This window comes from Bacillus nitratireducens, assembly GCF_036320425.1.
Classification (GTDB): domain Bacteria; phylum Bacillota; class Bacilli; order Bacillales; family Bacillaceae_G; genus Bacillus_A; species Bacillus_A nitratireducens.
This window is the reverse complement of the sequence record NZ_JAUMJO010000002.1, coordinates 500,363-514,904: the sequence shown is the minus strand read 5'-3', so window position 1 is coordinate 514,904 and position 14,542 is coordinate 500,363. Positions and strand designations below refer to the sequence as shown.

The 14,542-nt window shown below is 38.9% G+C and carries 15 protein-coding genes; 5 read left to right on the top strand and 10 right to left on the bottom strand.

Annotation, left to right across the window (positions count from 1 at the left end):
* Positions 1 to 548: 548 nt before the first annotated feature.
* Together Q3V31_RS08980 and Q3V31_RS08975 are read right to left on the bottom strand one after the other, a co-directional pair.
* A complete protein-coding gene (locus Q3V31_RS08980) occupies positions 549 to 788 on the bottom strand; it encodes a DUF896 domain-containing protein (RefSeq protein WP_001139098.1) in 240 nt (79 codons plus the stop codon).
* A gap of 45 nt (positions 789 to 833) precedes the next feature.
* Positions 834 to 1,490 carry a YneB family resolvase-like protein gene (locus Q3V31_RS08975; RefSeq protein WP_000991795.1) on the bottom strand — a complete coding sequence of 219 codons (657 nt, stop codon included), beginning with the start codon at positions 1,488 to 1,490 and terminating at the stop codon, positions 834 to 836.
* Between the two features lie 141 nt (positions 1,491 to 1,631).
* Here Q3V31_RS08975 and lexA point away from each other — a divergent pair, with 141 nt between their 5' ends.
* On the top strand, positions 1,632 to 2,252 hold the full coding sequence (gene lexA, locus Q3V31_RS08970; protein ID WP_002094456.1) for a transcriptional repressor LexA: 621 nt from the start codon (positions 1,632 to 1,634) through the stop codon (positions 2,250 to 2,252).
* A 102-nt stretch (positions 2,253 to 2,354) separates the two neighbouring features.
* Here lexA and Q3V31_RS08965 read toward each other — a convergent pair whose 3' ends face one another.
* The 7 genes from Q3V31_RS08965 to hflX all read right to left on the bottom strand — a co-directional run bounded on the left by Q3V31_RS08965 (position 2,355) and on the right by hflX (position 8,811).
* Positions 2,355 to 3,155 (bottom strand): DUF4097 family beta strand repeat-containing protein, encoded by an 801-nt coding sequence (locus Q3V31_RS08965; RefSeq protein ID WP_000722548.1) that lies wholly within the window; start codon positions 3,153 to 3,155, stop codon positions 2,355 to 2,357.
* A 3-nt stretch (positions 3,156 to 3,158) separates the two neighbouring features.
* A complete protein-coding gene (locus tag Q3V31_RS08960) occupies positions 3,159 to 3,701 on the bottom strand; it encodes a DUF1700 domain-containing protein (RefSeq protein WP_000032407.1) in 543 nt (180 codons plus the stop codon).
* The gene (locus Q3V31_RS08955) at positions 3,694 to 4,017 is read right to left on the bottom strand and encodes a PadR family transcriptional regulator (RefSeq protein WP_002066545.1); all 324 of its coding nucleotides are present in this window, start codon (positions 4,015 to 4,017) and stop codon (positions 3,694 to 3,696) included. The genes Q3V31_RS08960 and Q3V31_RS08955 overlap by 8 nt, the downstream gene beginning before the upstream one ends.
* 306 nt (positions 4,018 to 4,323) lie before the next feature.
* Complete coding sequence (glnA, locus tag Q3V31_RS08950) at positions 4,324 to 5,658, bottom strand: type I glutamate--ammonia ligase (protein ID WP_329764750.1); 1,335 nt, start codon at positions 5,656 to 5,658, stop codon at positions 4,324 to 4,326.
* Positions 5,659 to 5,706: 48 nt separating this feature from the next.
* Entirely contained in the window at positions 5,707 to 6,096 is a 390-nt protein-coding gene (glnR, locus tag Q3V31_RS08945) for a transcriptional repressor GlnR (RefSeq protein WP_000656784.1), read from the bottom strand.
* 176 nt (positions 6,097 to 6,272) lie between these two features.
* On the bottom strand, positions 6,273 to 7,544 hold the full coding sequence (locus tag Q3V31_RS08940; RefSeq protein WP_090813905.1) for a methionine gamma-lyase family protein: 1,272 nt from the start codon (positions 7,542 to 7,544) through the stop codon (positions 6,273 to 6,275).
* Positions 7,537 to 8,811, bottom strand: a complete 1,275-nt coding sequence (gene hflX, locus Q3V31_RS08935) for a GTPase HflX (protein ID WP_329765191.1) — start codon at positions 8,809 to 8,811, stop codon at positions 7,537 to 7,539. Before hflX ends, Q3V31_RS08940 begins: the two co-directional genes overlap by 8 nt.
* A gap of 92 nt (positions 8,812 to 8,903) precedes the next feature.
* On the opposite strand from hflX, the gene Q3V31_RS08930 reads away from it, so the two are divergent.
* Both Q3V31_RS08930 and Q3V31_RS08925 read left to right on the top strand, forming a co-directional pair.
* Positions 8,904 to 9,527, top strand: coding sequence for a trimeric intracellular cation channel family protein (locus tag Q3V31_RS08930; RefSeq protein WP_000312275.1), 624 nt, complete (start codon positions 8,904 to 8,906; stop codon positions 9,525 to 9,527).
* A gap of 99 nt (positions 9,528 to 9,626) precedes the next feature.
* Positions 9,627 to 9,764, top strand: coding sequence for a hypothetical protein (locus Q3V31_RS08925; protein WP_000181489.1), 138 nt, complete (start codon positions 9,627 to 9,629; stop codon positions 9,762 to 9,764).
* Between the two features lie 32 nt (positions 9,765 to 9,796).
* On the opposite strand, the gene spoVK is transcribed toward Q3V31_RS08925, so the two are convergent.
* The gene (gene spoVK, locus Q3V31_RS08920) at positions 9,797 to 10,753 is read right to left on the bottom strand and encodes a stage V sporulation protein K (RefSeq protein ID WP_000438191.1); all 957 of its coding nucleotides are present in this window, start codon (positions 10,751 to 10,753) and stop codon (positions 9,797 to 9,799) included.
* 263 nt (positions 10,754 to 11,016) lie between these two features.
* On the opposite strand from spoVK, the gene Q3V31_RS08915 reads away from it, so the two are divergent.
* Both Q3V31_RS08915 and Q3V31_RS08910 read left to right on the top strand, forming a co-directional pair.
* Positions 11,017 to 11,982 (top strand): tyrosine-type recombinase/integrase, encoded by a 966-nt coding sequence (locus Q3V31_RS08915; RefSeq protein WP_000450323.1) that lies wholly within the window; start codon positions 11,017 to 11,019, stop codon positions 11,980 to 11,982.
* Positions 11,983 to 12,095: 113 nt separating this feature from the next.
* A partial coding sequence (locus Q3V31_RS08910) for a collagen-like repeat preface domain-containing protein (RefSeq protein ID WP_329764733.1) occupies positions 12,096 to 14,542 on the top strand: 2,447 nt, incomplete at its 3' end.

The window sequence follows — 14,542 nt, the reverse complement described above, 5'->3', positions numbered from 1 at the left end:
GGGAATTATCTGTATTTTTATGCAATATCATTAAATCCAAAAATAAAAAATGTATATTTAACCTTTCATTACTGCGCGTGGCAAATGAATAGAAGGCTCTAACTAAAAATAAAGAAGAGTGTTCTCCCTTTGAATCGAAATAAAATCAATAATAATTACCATCAAAGTAACACATGCACAAGACCATATTTTAAGCTTAGCGCAAATATGAAGAGCACATTAATTTCAACCACGCACTCCTACTAATCATAAAACAAATTGCACAAGCATATTCTCCTCGCATCTATTTTATCCTGCCTAAAGAATTACTGTATATACAATCTACTTGAATCTACTTGCAATCATTGCTTCTAATAACGCTATGTCAACCAATTCGATTTATTCACATATTACCTTCGCAACAAGTACATAATAAAAGACATATCAATTGATATGTCTAAATTCACCACTCACTATGTATTGAAACGATTGAAGTAGCATTACAACCGGAAAGCTATTACTCACGTATCTTTCTATTAATATCAAAAAAGACGGGCTATGCCCATCTTTTAATTTAATTTTGCATTATCTTGCTTTTTTAAAGCTTTCAATTTCGTCGGTGTAACATCCGTGCCTTCTTCGTTAACGACTTTAATTCCTTTTAATTCGTTTAACATATTTTGACGAAATCCTTTTAAATATTGTTCACGTAGCGATTGGCGCTCACGTTGTTCTTCTTCAGTTAAGCCTTCAGCTTTTGCTTTTTTCGCTAAGAAGTTAATGCGTTCAATGAGTTCGTGACTTGGCATCTCGAATCCCCCTTCTACTCAAAACTGATTATTATCATACAATAGTTAGTCCTCTTTATCAAGCAATTGCTTTGTATATTCTACATATCTTCGATGTACAGTTGCTTTTGAAACATCATGACCAAAACCACGAAGTGTTGCTGCAATTTCTTCAAAAGTTAATTCATTCCGGCGTAAACGTACAATTTCCTCAATTGGTACTTCTTTTTTCTCACGTCCTATACTTAAATGACGATTTTTCAAATTATTCTCTGGGCGAAACCCTTTCTCTACCGCCCTTTGCATGCCACGCTTAATTTTCAAATTGTGAATCTTCCTTTGATACTCTTCCACGATTCCAATGATATCCAATACCATCGAGTCAGAATCTGAAAGTTGTAATTCACCATTATGCGTATGTGTATATACTTTTATTCCTTCTTTATGTAAACAATGCATTAATGCAATCTTCGCATTCCCTCTACCAAGACGCGTTTCATCTTGTATTAGAAGTACATCAACTTGTTCATCTCGAATTGTATCTAATACTTCTAATATGCCATCACGTTCAATTGTATAGCCACTAGCCTGCTCCTCAATCACCTTTGTCACATTCATTTGATAGCGCTCAGCTAAATGCAATAATTCATCCTTTTGACGCAATAATGATGTTTCTTGTGCTTCTTTTGTTGTACTGACACGCGCATAAACAATTGCATTCATTTTGAACCCTTCTTTCTCGCTTTATTTTCCCTCTAGTGTATCATAAATCTTCCTTTTGTTCGAACTTATGTTTGTAGAATGTTTTTTCGCATGTTATACTTATTAATAAGAAAAATGAAAGAAAACGAGGTGTTAGAAAACATGGAAAAGTTAACGAAACGCCAGCAAGACATTCTCGACTTTATTAAGCTAAAAGTACAAGAAAAAGGATATCCACCTTCCGTACGTGAAATCGGTCAAGCAGTCGGCCTCGCTTCTAGTTCTACAGTGCACGGACATTTATCACGACTAGAAGAAAAAGGATATATTCGACGCGATCCAACAAAACCACGCGCAATTGAAATTTTAGGTGACAACCGAATGGAAACAGAAACACAATCTGTTATTCAAGTTCCAATCGTCGGAAAAGTTACTGCCGGTTTACCGATTACAGCAGTCGAAAGTGTAGAAGATCACTTCCCACTTCCAGCTAGTATCGTTGCTGGAGCAGATCAAGTGTTTATGTTACGCATTTCTGGAGATAGCATGATTGACGCTGGTATTTTTGATGGAGATTTAGTTGTAGTTCGCCAACAACAGTCTGCATACAACGGTGAAATTGTAGTTGCTTTAACAGAAGATAACGAAGCAACTGTTAAACGTTTCTATAAAGAAAAAGATCATTTCCGTCTACAACCGGAAAACTCTTCACTAGAACCTATCATTTTAAAACAAGTGTCAGTTATCGGAAAAGTAATCGGCGTATATCGTGATTTACATTAAAAATATAAAAAGAAGATAATCCCCTTATTTATATAGGGGATTATCTTCTTTTTATATTTTGATAGATTTCCGTTTACTCAAAAGAATGCATTACCTTAATTATTAACGCGTTTCAATAGTAACATCTCCAGCAGCTGTTTTACCGCTAATTTTTTTACTCCCATTACCAATTGTTATATTTTGATTTTCTTCATTAAAAATTGTCACGTCTCCAGCAGCACTTTGCCCCGTTATAACTGCATCTTGTGGTTTTTCCAACAAAGTAATATCTACATCTCCAGCAGTTGAACTTGCCTCTACATCATATTTTGGATCATGATCCATAATATATACATCTCCGCTAGCCGTTTTTGCTGTTACTTTCCCTATTACTTTTTTAAAGCTCACCTCACCAGCTTTTGTAGATCCCTCCACACTCTTAGCTGTTACATGTTTCAAATCCACTTCTCCTGCGAGTGTTTCAACACTTACGCGGTCACTTTTCACATTACTTATTTCTATTTGTCCAGCGGATGAATTTACTTTTATCTCTTGATAAGAACGTTCAGGTACTAATATAGTCAATGTAGGCGTTCGAAATCCAAAATTGTAAAATGAAAAATCAAATGAAACACCTTTTTCTATTTCCCCTATGACTTTTAATGTATCACCATCTTCAGCAATACGAATTTCCTGTTTACTTACGTCCCCTGTTTGCTTTACATAAAAAGAGGAATCAGGAGATTTTTGGACAACAATATCTCCTGCATCTAACTTAACTTCTACATTTTTTAGCGTTTCGTTCTTAATTACGTCCTCTTTATCTCCTTTTTCTGCAGTTTTTACTGCTTTTTCATATGTTTGTGAAATCCCTATTACTCCAATAATGATACAAGCGATAGCTACTAATAATATCTTTTTCATCATCTACTCCCCTTTTATCATTTTGAAGTTCCATACTACATAGCGTACACATAATCTTTTAAACCACTTCGTACTATAATAAGCTACAATACATAACAACAAACCTACTCCAACAAACGTTATACTAACGAAAAGATCCAACCATATAAACGTACCCATAAATATTTTTATAATAACGAAAAATGGTGTCACTACACTAGCAATACCACCGACCCAAAATGAAAATATAAAACCGATAATTGCAACTAACGGGCCTAATACAATAATAAAATTAAACAAACTAAGTCCAATCGCTGCCATGACAGCTCTTGTTATATTCGAAGTCGATGGATCCTTTTTCATCTCATCAAAGCGATACAACGCAAGCAAGTCTTTCGCAATTACCTTTGGAGAGCCAAGTCCCTTTATTATTTCTGATTCAGTTTTCCCCTCTTCCATCCCAAACTGAAAGTGCTCTTCATAATCAAATAAAATATCTTGTCGCTCTTCTTCTGGTAACTTTCTAAGATGACTTGATAATTCTTTAAGAAACTGCTCTTTACTCATCCCATTCCACCCCTTCAATAATTTCTTGAACACCTTTAGCAAAATCACGCCACTCTGTTACTAATAACGTAAGTTGCATCTCCCCTTGCTCTGTTAGTTGATAATATTTACGGGGCGGTCCTTCCGTGGATTCTTTTAAATATGTTTGAAAATATCCCTCTTTCGTTAAACGACGTAATAGCGGATATACAGAACCTTCCGATATTAAAAATTTATTTGAAATTTGCTGAACAAGTTCATAACCATAACAATCCTTACGTTTTACAAGCGCCAATACACACAGTTCTAACACACCTTTTTTAAATTGAACGTTCAAGGACAATCCCCCTTTCTTATTTCAGTACTGTTCAATACACGGCACCTGTTTTATCCATAATATACCACTTAGTACTGTTTATTGCAAGGTACTATATTTTCAAACTTTAATTTATCACTAAACACATCCACAACATCAAACACTGAGCAAAACATACAATATTGAAGAAATACAATAGTATTTTAAATAATCTCCGTGATTTTTCCGAGCATCTCGCGGACAGCTATTCAATTTATTCCGCCAGCACCTATGTTGTCCACAAATAAAAAAAGCCCTGATACCGTAGTATCAAGGCTTTTTTACTTCTTAGTATAGAGACATATATTGATCGCGTTCCCATTGGTGAACTTGAGTTCTAAAGATATCCCACTCAATTTCTTTTGCTTCAATGAAGTGCTCAAGTAAATGATCACCTAATGCACCGCATACGATTTCATTAGATTGTAAAGTAACTAACGCTTGCGCTAATGTTGCTGGTAAGTCAACGATACCTGCTTCTTCGCGCTCTTCTTTTGTCATTACGTAGATGTTACGGTCTACTGCAGCTGGTGGAGTTAATTTGTTTTTAATTCCATCAAGACCTGCTGCTAATAATGTAGCCATTACTAAATATGGGTTTGCAGCTGGATCAACACTACGTACTTCTACGCGTGTACTAATACCACGAGATGCAGGGATACGTACTAATGGGCTACGGTTTTGTGCAGACCATGCTACGTAACAAGGAGCTTCGTATCCAGGCACTAAACGCTTGTAAGAGTTTATAGTTGGGTTTGCTACCGCTGTAAATGCTGGTGCGTGTTTTAAAATACCTGCGATGAAGTGACGAGCATCATCACTTAATTGTAAGTCACCGTTTTGATCGAAGAATACGTTCTCACCATTTTTGAATAGTGATAGGTTACAGTGCATACCTGAACCGTTCACACCGTATAATGGTTTTGGCATAAATGTTGCGTGTAAACCGTGTTTACGAGCAATTGTTTTTACAACAAGTTTGAATGTTTGAATATCATCACATGAGCGAATTGCACTTGCGTATTTAAAGTCAATTTCGTGTTGCCCTGGAGCAACCTCATGGTGAGACGCTTCAATTTCAAAGCCCATCTCTTCTAGTTCAAGTACGATATCACGACGACAGTTTTCCCCTAGATCCATCGGCGCAAGGTCGAAGTATCCACCGTTATCGTTTAATTCTAATGTTGGATTTCCTTTTTCATCTACTTTAAATAGGAAGAATTCTGGCTCTGGTCCAAGATTGAAATCTGAGAATCCTAAAGCTTCCATTTCTTTTAACACACGTTTTAAGTTGTTACGTGGGTCTCCATCAAATGGAGTGCCATCCGCATTGTAAATGTCACAAATTAGACGAGCAACTTTACCTTTTTCAGCTGTCCAAGGGAAAATTACCCAAGTATCTAAGTCAGGATATAAATACATATCAGATTCTTCAATACGTACGAAACCTTCAATCGAAGATCCATCAAACATCATTTTGTTATCAAGAGCTTTCGTTAATTGTCTCACTGGAATCTCTACGTTTTTAATTACTCCTAAAAGGTCTGTAAATTGTAAACGGACATACTTTACATTCTCTTCTTCCGCCAAACGGAAAATATCTTCTTTTGTGTACCTAGCCATTATAAATTCCTCCTTAGTCCCTCTAAACACCTTCAGAATCAGTTATCTTTAGTGAAAAAACCTTGAAATGTCACCTTGTCGCAATGAAGTTCGATTAAATCTACCTGTATGTTGTAGTTCATCTCGAAGTATTTTGCGAAGCTCAGTTTTTGAAATTTCTTTCGTTTCTTCTTTTACTTTCACTGTTTCTGTTTGATTTTCTTTCATTAGTAACACTTGTTTAATACCAGCCATATTCAAGCCTTGATCTAATAAATCTTTAATCTCTAACAACTTATCCACATCGTTAAATGAAAATAATCTACGATTCCCCTTTGTACGGGTTGGAGAAACAAGATTATGCTCTTCATAGTAGCGAATTTGACGTGCAGATAATTGTGTTAAATCCATAACAATACCAATAGGAAACAGCGGGGCAGAACGTCTATCTTCTTTCATTGTTTCAGTTCCTCCTTCGCCTTAACTGCTTCTCATTTTATACCATGTTATGTTTAGTGTCAATAGATGTTAGCTTTTCTTACATGATTTTTTTGTAAATTTTTTCATTCTTTTTTCTAATGAAATAAATCATTACTTTCACAAGAAAAAAGCTGTCGAAATCGACAGCTTCCCCCTTAAGAAATTGTTAATAATTCTTTTTCAATTAATGCATCAATTGCAGAACAAATCGCAATCTTCACATGTGAATAAGTTAACCCACCTTGCACGTAAGCAACATAAGGCGGACGAATTGGACCATCAGCTGACAATTCAATACTTGCACCTTGAATAAACGTTCCCGCAGCCATAATTACATCATCTTCATAACCCGGCATATAGTTGGCATATGGAGTGAAGTGAGAATTAATCGGAGATGCATATTGAATTGCTTGGCAGAATGCAATCATACGATCTTTATCATCAAATTGAACAGACTGAATTAAATCTGTTCTTGGTGCATTCCATGCTGGTGATGTATTCATCCCTAACTTTTCTAAAAATGCAGCTGTAAAAATCGCACCTTTTAGCGCTTGCCCCGCTACATGCGGCGCTAAGAAGAAACCTTGATACATTTCTTGCAAACTGTATAAAGATGCCCCTGCTTCCGCACCGATTCCTGGAGATGTTAAACGATATGCACACGCTTCAACATACTGCTCTTTACCAACAATGTAACCACCAGTTTTAACAATTCCACCGCCAGGGTTCTTAATAAGCGAACCTGCCATTAAATCTGCACCAACATGACATGGCTCTTGCTCTTCAATAAACTCACCATAACAGTTATCTACAAATACAACTACATCAGGCTTAATTTCTTTAACAAACGCTATCATCTCTTTAATTTGAGAAATAGTAAATGACGGACGAGTAGCATAACCTTTCGAGCGCTGAATACCAATCATCTTCGTATTACTATGAATTGCGGCTGCAACAGCTTCAAAATCAACAAGCCCCTCTTCAGTAAGCGGAACTGCATTATAACCAATATTATATTCTTTAAATGAACCTACACCTTTTCCGCGCACACCAACGATTTCTTCTAACGTATCATACGGTTTCCCCGTTATGTATAGTAACTCATCTCCCGGACGTAAAATACCAAATAAAGCTGTTGAAATCGCGTGAGTTCCTGAAATGATTTGCGGGCGAACAAGACCAGCTTCCGCTCCAAATACATCAGCATACACTTTCTCTAACGTGTCACGACCAATATCATCATAACCATAACCTGTCGTCGGAATAAAATGCGAATCGCTAATTTTATGTTTACGAAAACTTTCTAATACACGAAACTGATTACTTTCAATTACTTCATCCGCACGTTTATGTACTTCTGTAATTTGACTCTCTACTTCTTTTACGATTGGAGCAATTTTTTCTCCATTTTTCAAACGATCAAACATTTTTATTTTCTCCTTCTTCCACTAAAAATCTCTTTAATTGCCCATTAAGCGATGAATGAGCAAATATATACCCTGTACAATCATATACAAATTTATTTCCCAAAAACTCCATCTTTGTTAACAGTGTTTCTGTCTTTAATAGCGTTAACAACTTACCTTCACTCGGAGGAATTTCCACTTGATAACGATCCATTTCTTCCTTCATCTGTTTTTCTATCGCTTCTTTTATATGTAATAAGTCACTTTCTTCAAAAGCACTAGTCATTAAGAAGTCACTTTTCGGAAATGGAATGAAATTTTGATGCAACTTATCTTTTTTATTATAAAGCGTAATAATAGGAATATGATTAATCTCAAGGTCTGACAATAATTCCTTTACCGTTTGTTCATGCCCTACGTAATTAGGGTCTGCCGAATCAACAACATGTAAAATAACATCCGCTTCACCAGCTTCTTCTAACGTAGATCGAAAAGCAGCGATTAGTGACGTAGGTAGATCTTGTATAAAACCAACCGTATCCGTCAAAAGCACGGTATAACCAGAAGGTAACGGCATTTTCCTTGTTGTTGGATCTAGCGTTGCAAACAATAAGTTTTCTTCAAACGTATCAGCTTCCGTTAATCTATTAAACAACGTAGATTTCCCTGCATTTGTATACCCAATTAACGCAACTTGAAACACTTTATTATCTTTTCTTCTCTCACGATATCTTTTTCGATGCTCCACAACAACCGCAAGTTGTCTCTTTATTTCATCAATACGAGATCGAATATGACGACGATCTGTCTCAAGCTTCGTCTCTCCTGGTCCCCTTGTACCAATTCCACCACCAAGACGTGATAAAGCAAGACCTTGTCCCATAAGGCGCGGCATTGTATATTGCAACTGAGCTAACTCTACTTGAAGCTTACCCTCTCTCGATTTCGCACGTTGCGCAAAAATATCTAATATTAGTTGCGTTCGGTCAATTACTCTTGCATCTAACACTGAAGATAGATTCCGAATTTGACTCGGCGTTAATTCGTTATTAAATACGATAACATCCGGTTCTAATTCTTCCGTTAACATTGTAAGCTCTTCTAATTTACCTTTCCCTATATAAGTCGCCGGATGGAACTTCGGACGTTTTTGCGTCGTTGATACTAACACTTCCGCTCGAGCAGTCTTCGCTAGCGAGGAAAGTTCTTTCATGGAATGCATAAATTTTTCATCATCATCTTGCGACAATTGACAGCCAACTAATATGACTTTTTCTTTTTCTTCCATCAAATATGTTCACTCATCCTTTTCGAAATTTAAACCTTCTAATATAATAGCAGAGGAAGCATATTTCATCTAGTTAGCGGGGGAGAAAATTCATGGCATGGGAGATTTTTAGCATCATAGGCACAATCGCATTCGCACTAAGCGGAGCCATTGTTGCAATGGAAGAAGATTATGATATTTTCGGGGTATATATTTTAGGAATGGCAACCGCATTTGGGGGAGGTGCCCTTCGTAATTTATTGATTGGTTATCCAATCGTCGCATTTTGGCAACAAGACATGTTATTCCAAATCGCACTTTTATCAATGACGATTATTTTTCTTTTTCCAAATAGATTAATTAGACATTGGAAAAAGTGGGAAAACATCACAGACGCCATTGGCTTATCAGCATTCGCCGTACAAGGAGCACTATATGCTCAAAAACTAGATTTGCCAATTAGCGCTACAATCGTAGCTGCAGTTTTAACCGGCATCGGCGGTGGTATTATTCGTGATCTTTTAGCTCGCAGAAAACCTCTTGTCCTTCGAGCTGAAGTATATGCGTTTTGGACAATTTTAGCAGGTTTCTTAATTGGCGCTAAAATTATCGTTAGCGATTGGGCCCTATACACCTTATTCATTTTAATTGTTTGCTTCCGCATGATTTCTATTCATTACAAATGGCATTTACCGCATAGACGTATCGATACAAATGAACGTTCAATGCACAAATAGCACTCTAACCTCTTTACATATCGTAAAGAGGTTTTTCTTTTCTAACGAGTTTTTCTTCACATAATGTTTATACTAATTTTTAAAGTGAGGTGAATACAAATGACAAACCACGTTAATAAAGGTGCTCAAAAAAGCTCAGTAGACCAAATTGAACACGATCCTAATTCAGCACACGAAAAAAGCGCTAAAATGGAGCGCTTCCATAAATCTTACCAAGAAAAAGCGAAAAAAGATTAAACACACTTATACATCAAAAACAGACGCACAGTTTACGTACTGTGCGTCTCCTCTTCAAGCATCAAATCCATACTTGATATCCCAATCAAATCATATTTATCATACGTATCCTCTTGTAACAATCGCATTGCTTGTGTGCGAATTGATTTTTCAACAATATTCCGTACGTATCGCCCATTACTAAACGATGTAATTTGTGACGAATACTTTACCGCGTGTAAATGATCTCTAAATTTCCACTCCGCTTCTTTCGACAACTGATATTCACGCTCTTCATACATTCTCTTCCCAATTTCCAACAACTGATTTACCGAGTAATCCGCAAATTCAATAATAAACGGAAAACGAGATTGTAATCCTGGATTTAATGAAAGAAAATGATTCATCTCTCTTGAATATCCAGCTAAAATTAATACAAAACCGTGTTGCTTATCTTCCATATGCTTCACAAGCGTATCAATAGCCTCCTTCCCAAAATCCTTCTCTCCACCCCTCGCTAATGAATACGCCTCATCAATAAATAAAATCCCTCCCATAGCCTTCTTTATTAAATCCCTTGTCTTTTGTGCTGTATGACCGATGTACTCACCTACAAGATCAGCACGTTCAGCTTCAACTAAATGCCCTTTCGATAATATATTCATCTCAAACAACAATTTCCCTATCATTCTAGCAACGGTTGTCTTCCCAGTACCGGGATTACCCCTAAATAACATGTGAAGCACTTGCTTCTCAGACTTCAACCCCACCTCTTGCCTTTTTTTATTCACAAAAATCCAGGCATAAATTTCTTTTATTATCTTTTTTATATCATCCATCCCAACAAGTTTTCCCATCTCTTCTTCAATTCTCTGCAACATCTCATGTTTAGTAGTGGTTTCACTTGAAATTACGGCTTTATTTTCTGATGCCGGTAACGAAATTTTTTTTCGATGGTTTAATACAATATTAATTTGATTGTTATTTTTCTTACGCATCGATTGTTCCATACAATCACCTCATTTTATCCCGCATGAACGGGCAGTAAGACTCCCACCTCAAAATTCAGCAAATGCGAGGAAGTTAGACGGGAGATAACTGCCCGTAAATGCCCGATTGGTTCAACTAATAATCAGGGGGGATGAACAAAAACCCCACTGATTAAAGTTTCACTTTATCCACTCACCAAATATTATTATTCCTGTCTCCTTTACAAATGACTATTTTCAGAAAAGTTTGCTATAATATAAGAAATAATGAAGGTGGTGGGACTATGGAGACAACGGAATTCCATGATACAATACAAGCCTTTTCTATTTTTTTATTGAATAAAGGCCGAAAGCCTTCAACCATTAAACGTTATGTTTATGACATTGAAGATTTCGGACATTGGTTAGAAAAAAACCAAAAGCTCCCTTCCAGTAATATATGGGCAACACTTTGTACAAAAGACTATGAAGATTACTTTTCCGACTTAAAAAAGAATCGACACTACTCAGAAAAAACGATGCATCGTGTATTTATTGTTCTAAATAGAATGCATCATTTTCTAAATATCCCCAACCCATTAAAGAATATGGAAATCACTATTCAACCAGACCGTGCATTGCGCGATGAAGATTTCATTTCATCCGATGAAGAAAAAAGATTAAAGCATATAGTCACTTCATTAGAAGGACTTTCAGAAAAACAACGTCCTGTTCGTCCGTTATTAATGGATCGTAATATCTCTATTTTAAGTCTATTAATCGACTACGGACTATCCTTACAGGAACTCACAGCACTAACTATGCATCACGTTCATTTCGAAACTAATACACTTTCTATTCCAGCAACCGCAGGAGTAGAAAGATCAATCACATTAACAACCGAAGATAAAAAGCAACTGTACACATATTATAAAAGTATTCCAGAACCAGTTCGCCCTAAATACCATAGTAACGATCCATTGTTTGTTGCATTCGATTTTAACCGAGGAACATACAGATGGGTATATGAAATCGACGCACCAAAAACATTAACGGAAATCGCTATCCAAAAAATGATTCGACTTGAAGTAGCAAGAGCGAATTTACGTAAAGGCATTTCTGGACAACATTTCCGGAACACGTTTATTTTACGTCTAATAAAAAAACAAACCCCAGAGCCAGAGATCATAAAATTAGTTGGCTTCAAATCAAAGATTTCACTAAAACGATTTTATCAATACGCTGAAAATAAAAAAAACGTCCTATTATAAGGCGTTTTTTTTTATTTTTTTCGAAACAATCAATTTCACTATGACCATTTAACTATTCTCTGCATCTACTATGATGAGTTGCGTTCACATTCTCATTAGAAAGGAGAGATTTAATGTCTCGCTTTAACGACAATCAAAATAAATACTCCAATCCATGCTTTCCAACTAGTGCCGGACGAATTCCAACTACCCCAACGATTCCAATTACTAAAGCACAAATTAGAAAATTCCGCGCAATCATTAACGATTTAATAAAAATAATCCCTAAACTTTTCGCCAATCCATCCCCAAAAAACATAGAAGATCTAATAGATACATTGCACCTACTAAGCAAATTCATTTGTTCACTAGACGCTACTTCTGCTCTGAAAGCACAAGGATTCGCCATTATCAAAAACTTAATAACTATATTAACAAATCCGACCTTCGTAGCAAGTGCCGTATTTGTTGAACTTCAAATTTTAATTAATTATTTACTTTACATTACAAAGTTATTCCGAATTGATTCTTGTACACTCCAAGAACTCCTTAAATTAATTGCAGAGTTACAAACTACTCTAGTTAATTCAGCTTCGTTCGGCAGAGGACCTACTGGACCTACTGGACCTACTGGACCTCAAGGTAATACGGGCATGACTGGTGCTACCGGACCTAGAGGTAACACTGGCGCTACTGGTGCTACCGGACCTAGAGGTAACACTGGCGCTACTGGTGCTACCGGACCTAGAGGTAACACTGGCGCTACTGGTGCTACCGGACCTAGAGGTAACACCGGCGCTACTGGTGCTACCGGACCTAGAGGTAACACAGGCGCTACTGGTGCTACCGGACCTAGAGGTAACACCGGCGCTACTGGTGCTACCGGACCTAGAGGTAACACTGGTGCTACTGGTGCCACTGGACCTCAAGGTGTTCAAGGTAACACTGGCGCCACTGGACCTCAAGGTGTTCAAGGTAACACGGGCGCTACTGGACCTCAAGGTGTTCAAGGTAACACGGGCGCTACTGGACCTAGAGGTAACACGGGTGCTACTGGACCTCAAGGCGTTCAAGGTAACACGGGTGCTACTGGTGCCACTGGATCTCAGGGTATTCAAGGTAACACGGGCGCTACCGGTGCCACTGGACCTCAAGGTGTTCAAGGTAACACGGGCGCTACTGGACCTCAAGGTATTCAAGGTAACACGGGTGCTACTGGACCTCAAGGCGTTCAAGGTAACACTGGCGCTACTGGACCTCAAGGTGCTCAAGGTAACACGGGTGCTACTGGACCTCAAGGTATTCAAGGTAACACGGGTGCTACTGGTGCCACTGGACCTCAAGGCGTTCAAGGTAACACGGGTGCTACTGGTGCCACTGGACCTCAAGGTGTTCAAGGTAACACGGGTGCTACTGGTGCCACTGGACCTCAAGGTGTTCAAGGTAACACGGGCGCTACCGGTGCCACTGGACCTCAAGGTGTTCAAGGTAACACGGGTGCTACTGGTGCCACTGGATCTCAGGGTATTCAAGGTAACACGGGCGCTACCGGTGCCACTGGACCTCAAGGTGTTCAAGGTAACACGGGTGCTACTGGACCTCAAGGCGTTCAAGGTAACACTGGTGCTACTGGACCTCAAGGTGCTCAAGGTAACATGGGTGCTACTGGTGCCACTGGACCTCAAGGCGTTCAAGGTAACACGGGTGCTACTGGTGCCACTGGACCTAGAGGTAACACAGGCGCTACTGGTGCCACTGGACCTCAAGGTGTTCAAGGTAACACGGGCGCTACTGGACCTCAAGGCGTTCAAGGTAACACGGGTGCTACTGGTGCCACTGGACCTCAAGGCGTTCAAGGTAACACTGGTGCTACTGGTGCCACTGGACCTCAAGGTGTTCAAGGTAACACGGGCGCTACTGGACCTCAAGGTGTTCAAGGTAACACGGGTGCCACTGGATCTCAAGGTGTTCAAGGTAACACGGGCGCTACCGGTGCCACTGGACCTCAAGGTGTTCAAGGTAACACAGGCGCTACTGGACCTCAAGGTGCTCAAGGTAACACGGGTGCTACTGGTGCCACTGGATCTCAAGGTATTCAAGGTAACACGGGCGCTACCGGTGCCACTGGACCTCAAGGTGTTCAAGGTAACACAGGTGCTACTGGTGCCACTGGACCTCAAGGTGCTCAAGGACCAACCGGTGCTACTGGTATAGGAGTTACCGGACCTACTGGACCTTCTGGCGGGCCTCCTGGACCTACCGGACCTCAAGGTGTTCAAGGTAACACAGGTGCTACTGGTGCCACTGGACCTCAAGGTGTTCAAGGTAACACGGGTGCTACTGGTGCCACTGGATCTCAAGGTATTCAAGGTAACACGGGTGTTACTGGTGCCACTGGACCTCAAGGCGTTCAAGGTAACACTGGTGCTACTGGACCTCAAGGTGCTCAAGGTAACACGGGTGCCACTGGACCTCAAGGCGTTCAAGGTAACACTGGTGCTACTGGACCTCAAGGTGCTCAAGGTAACACGGGTGCCACTGGATCTCAAGGTATTCAAGGTAACACTGGTGCTACTGGACC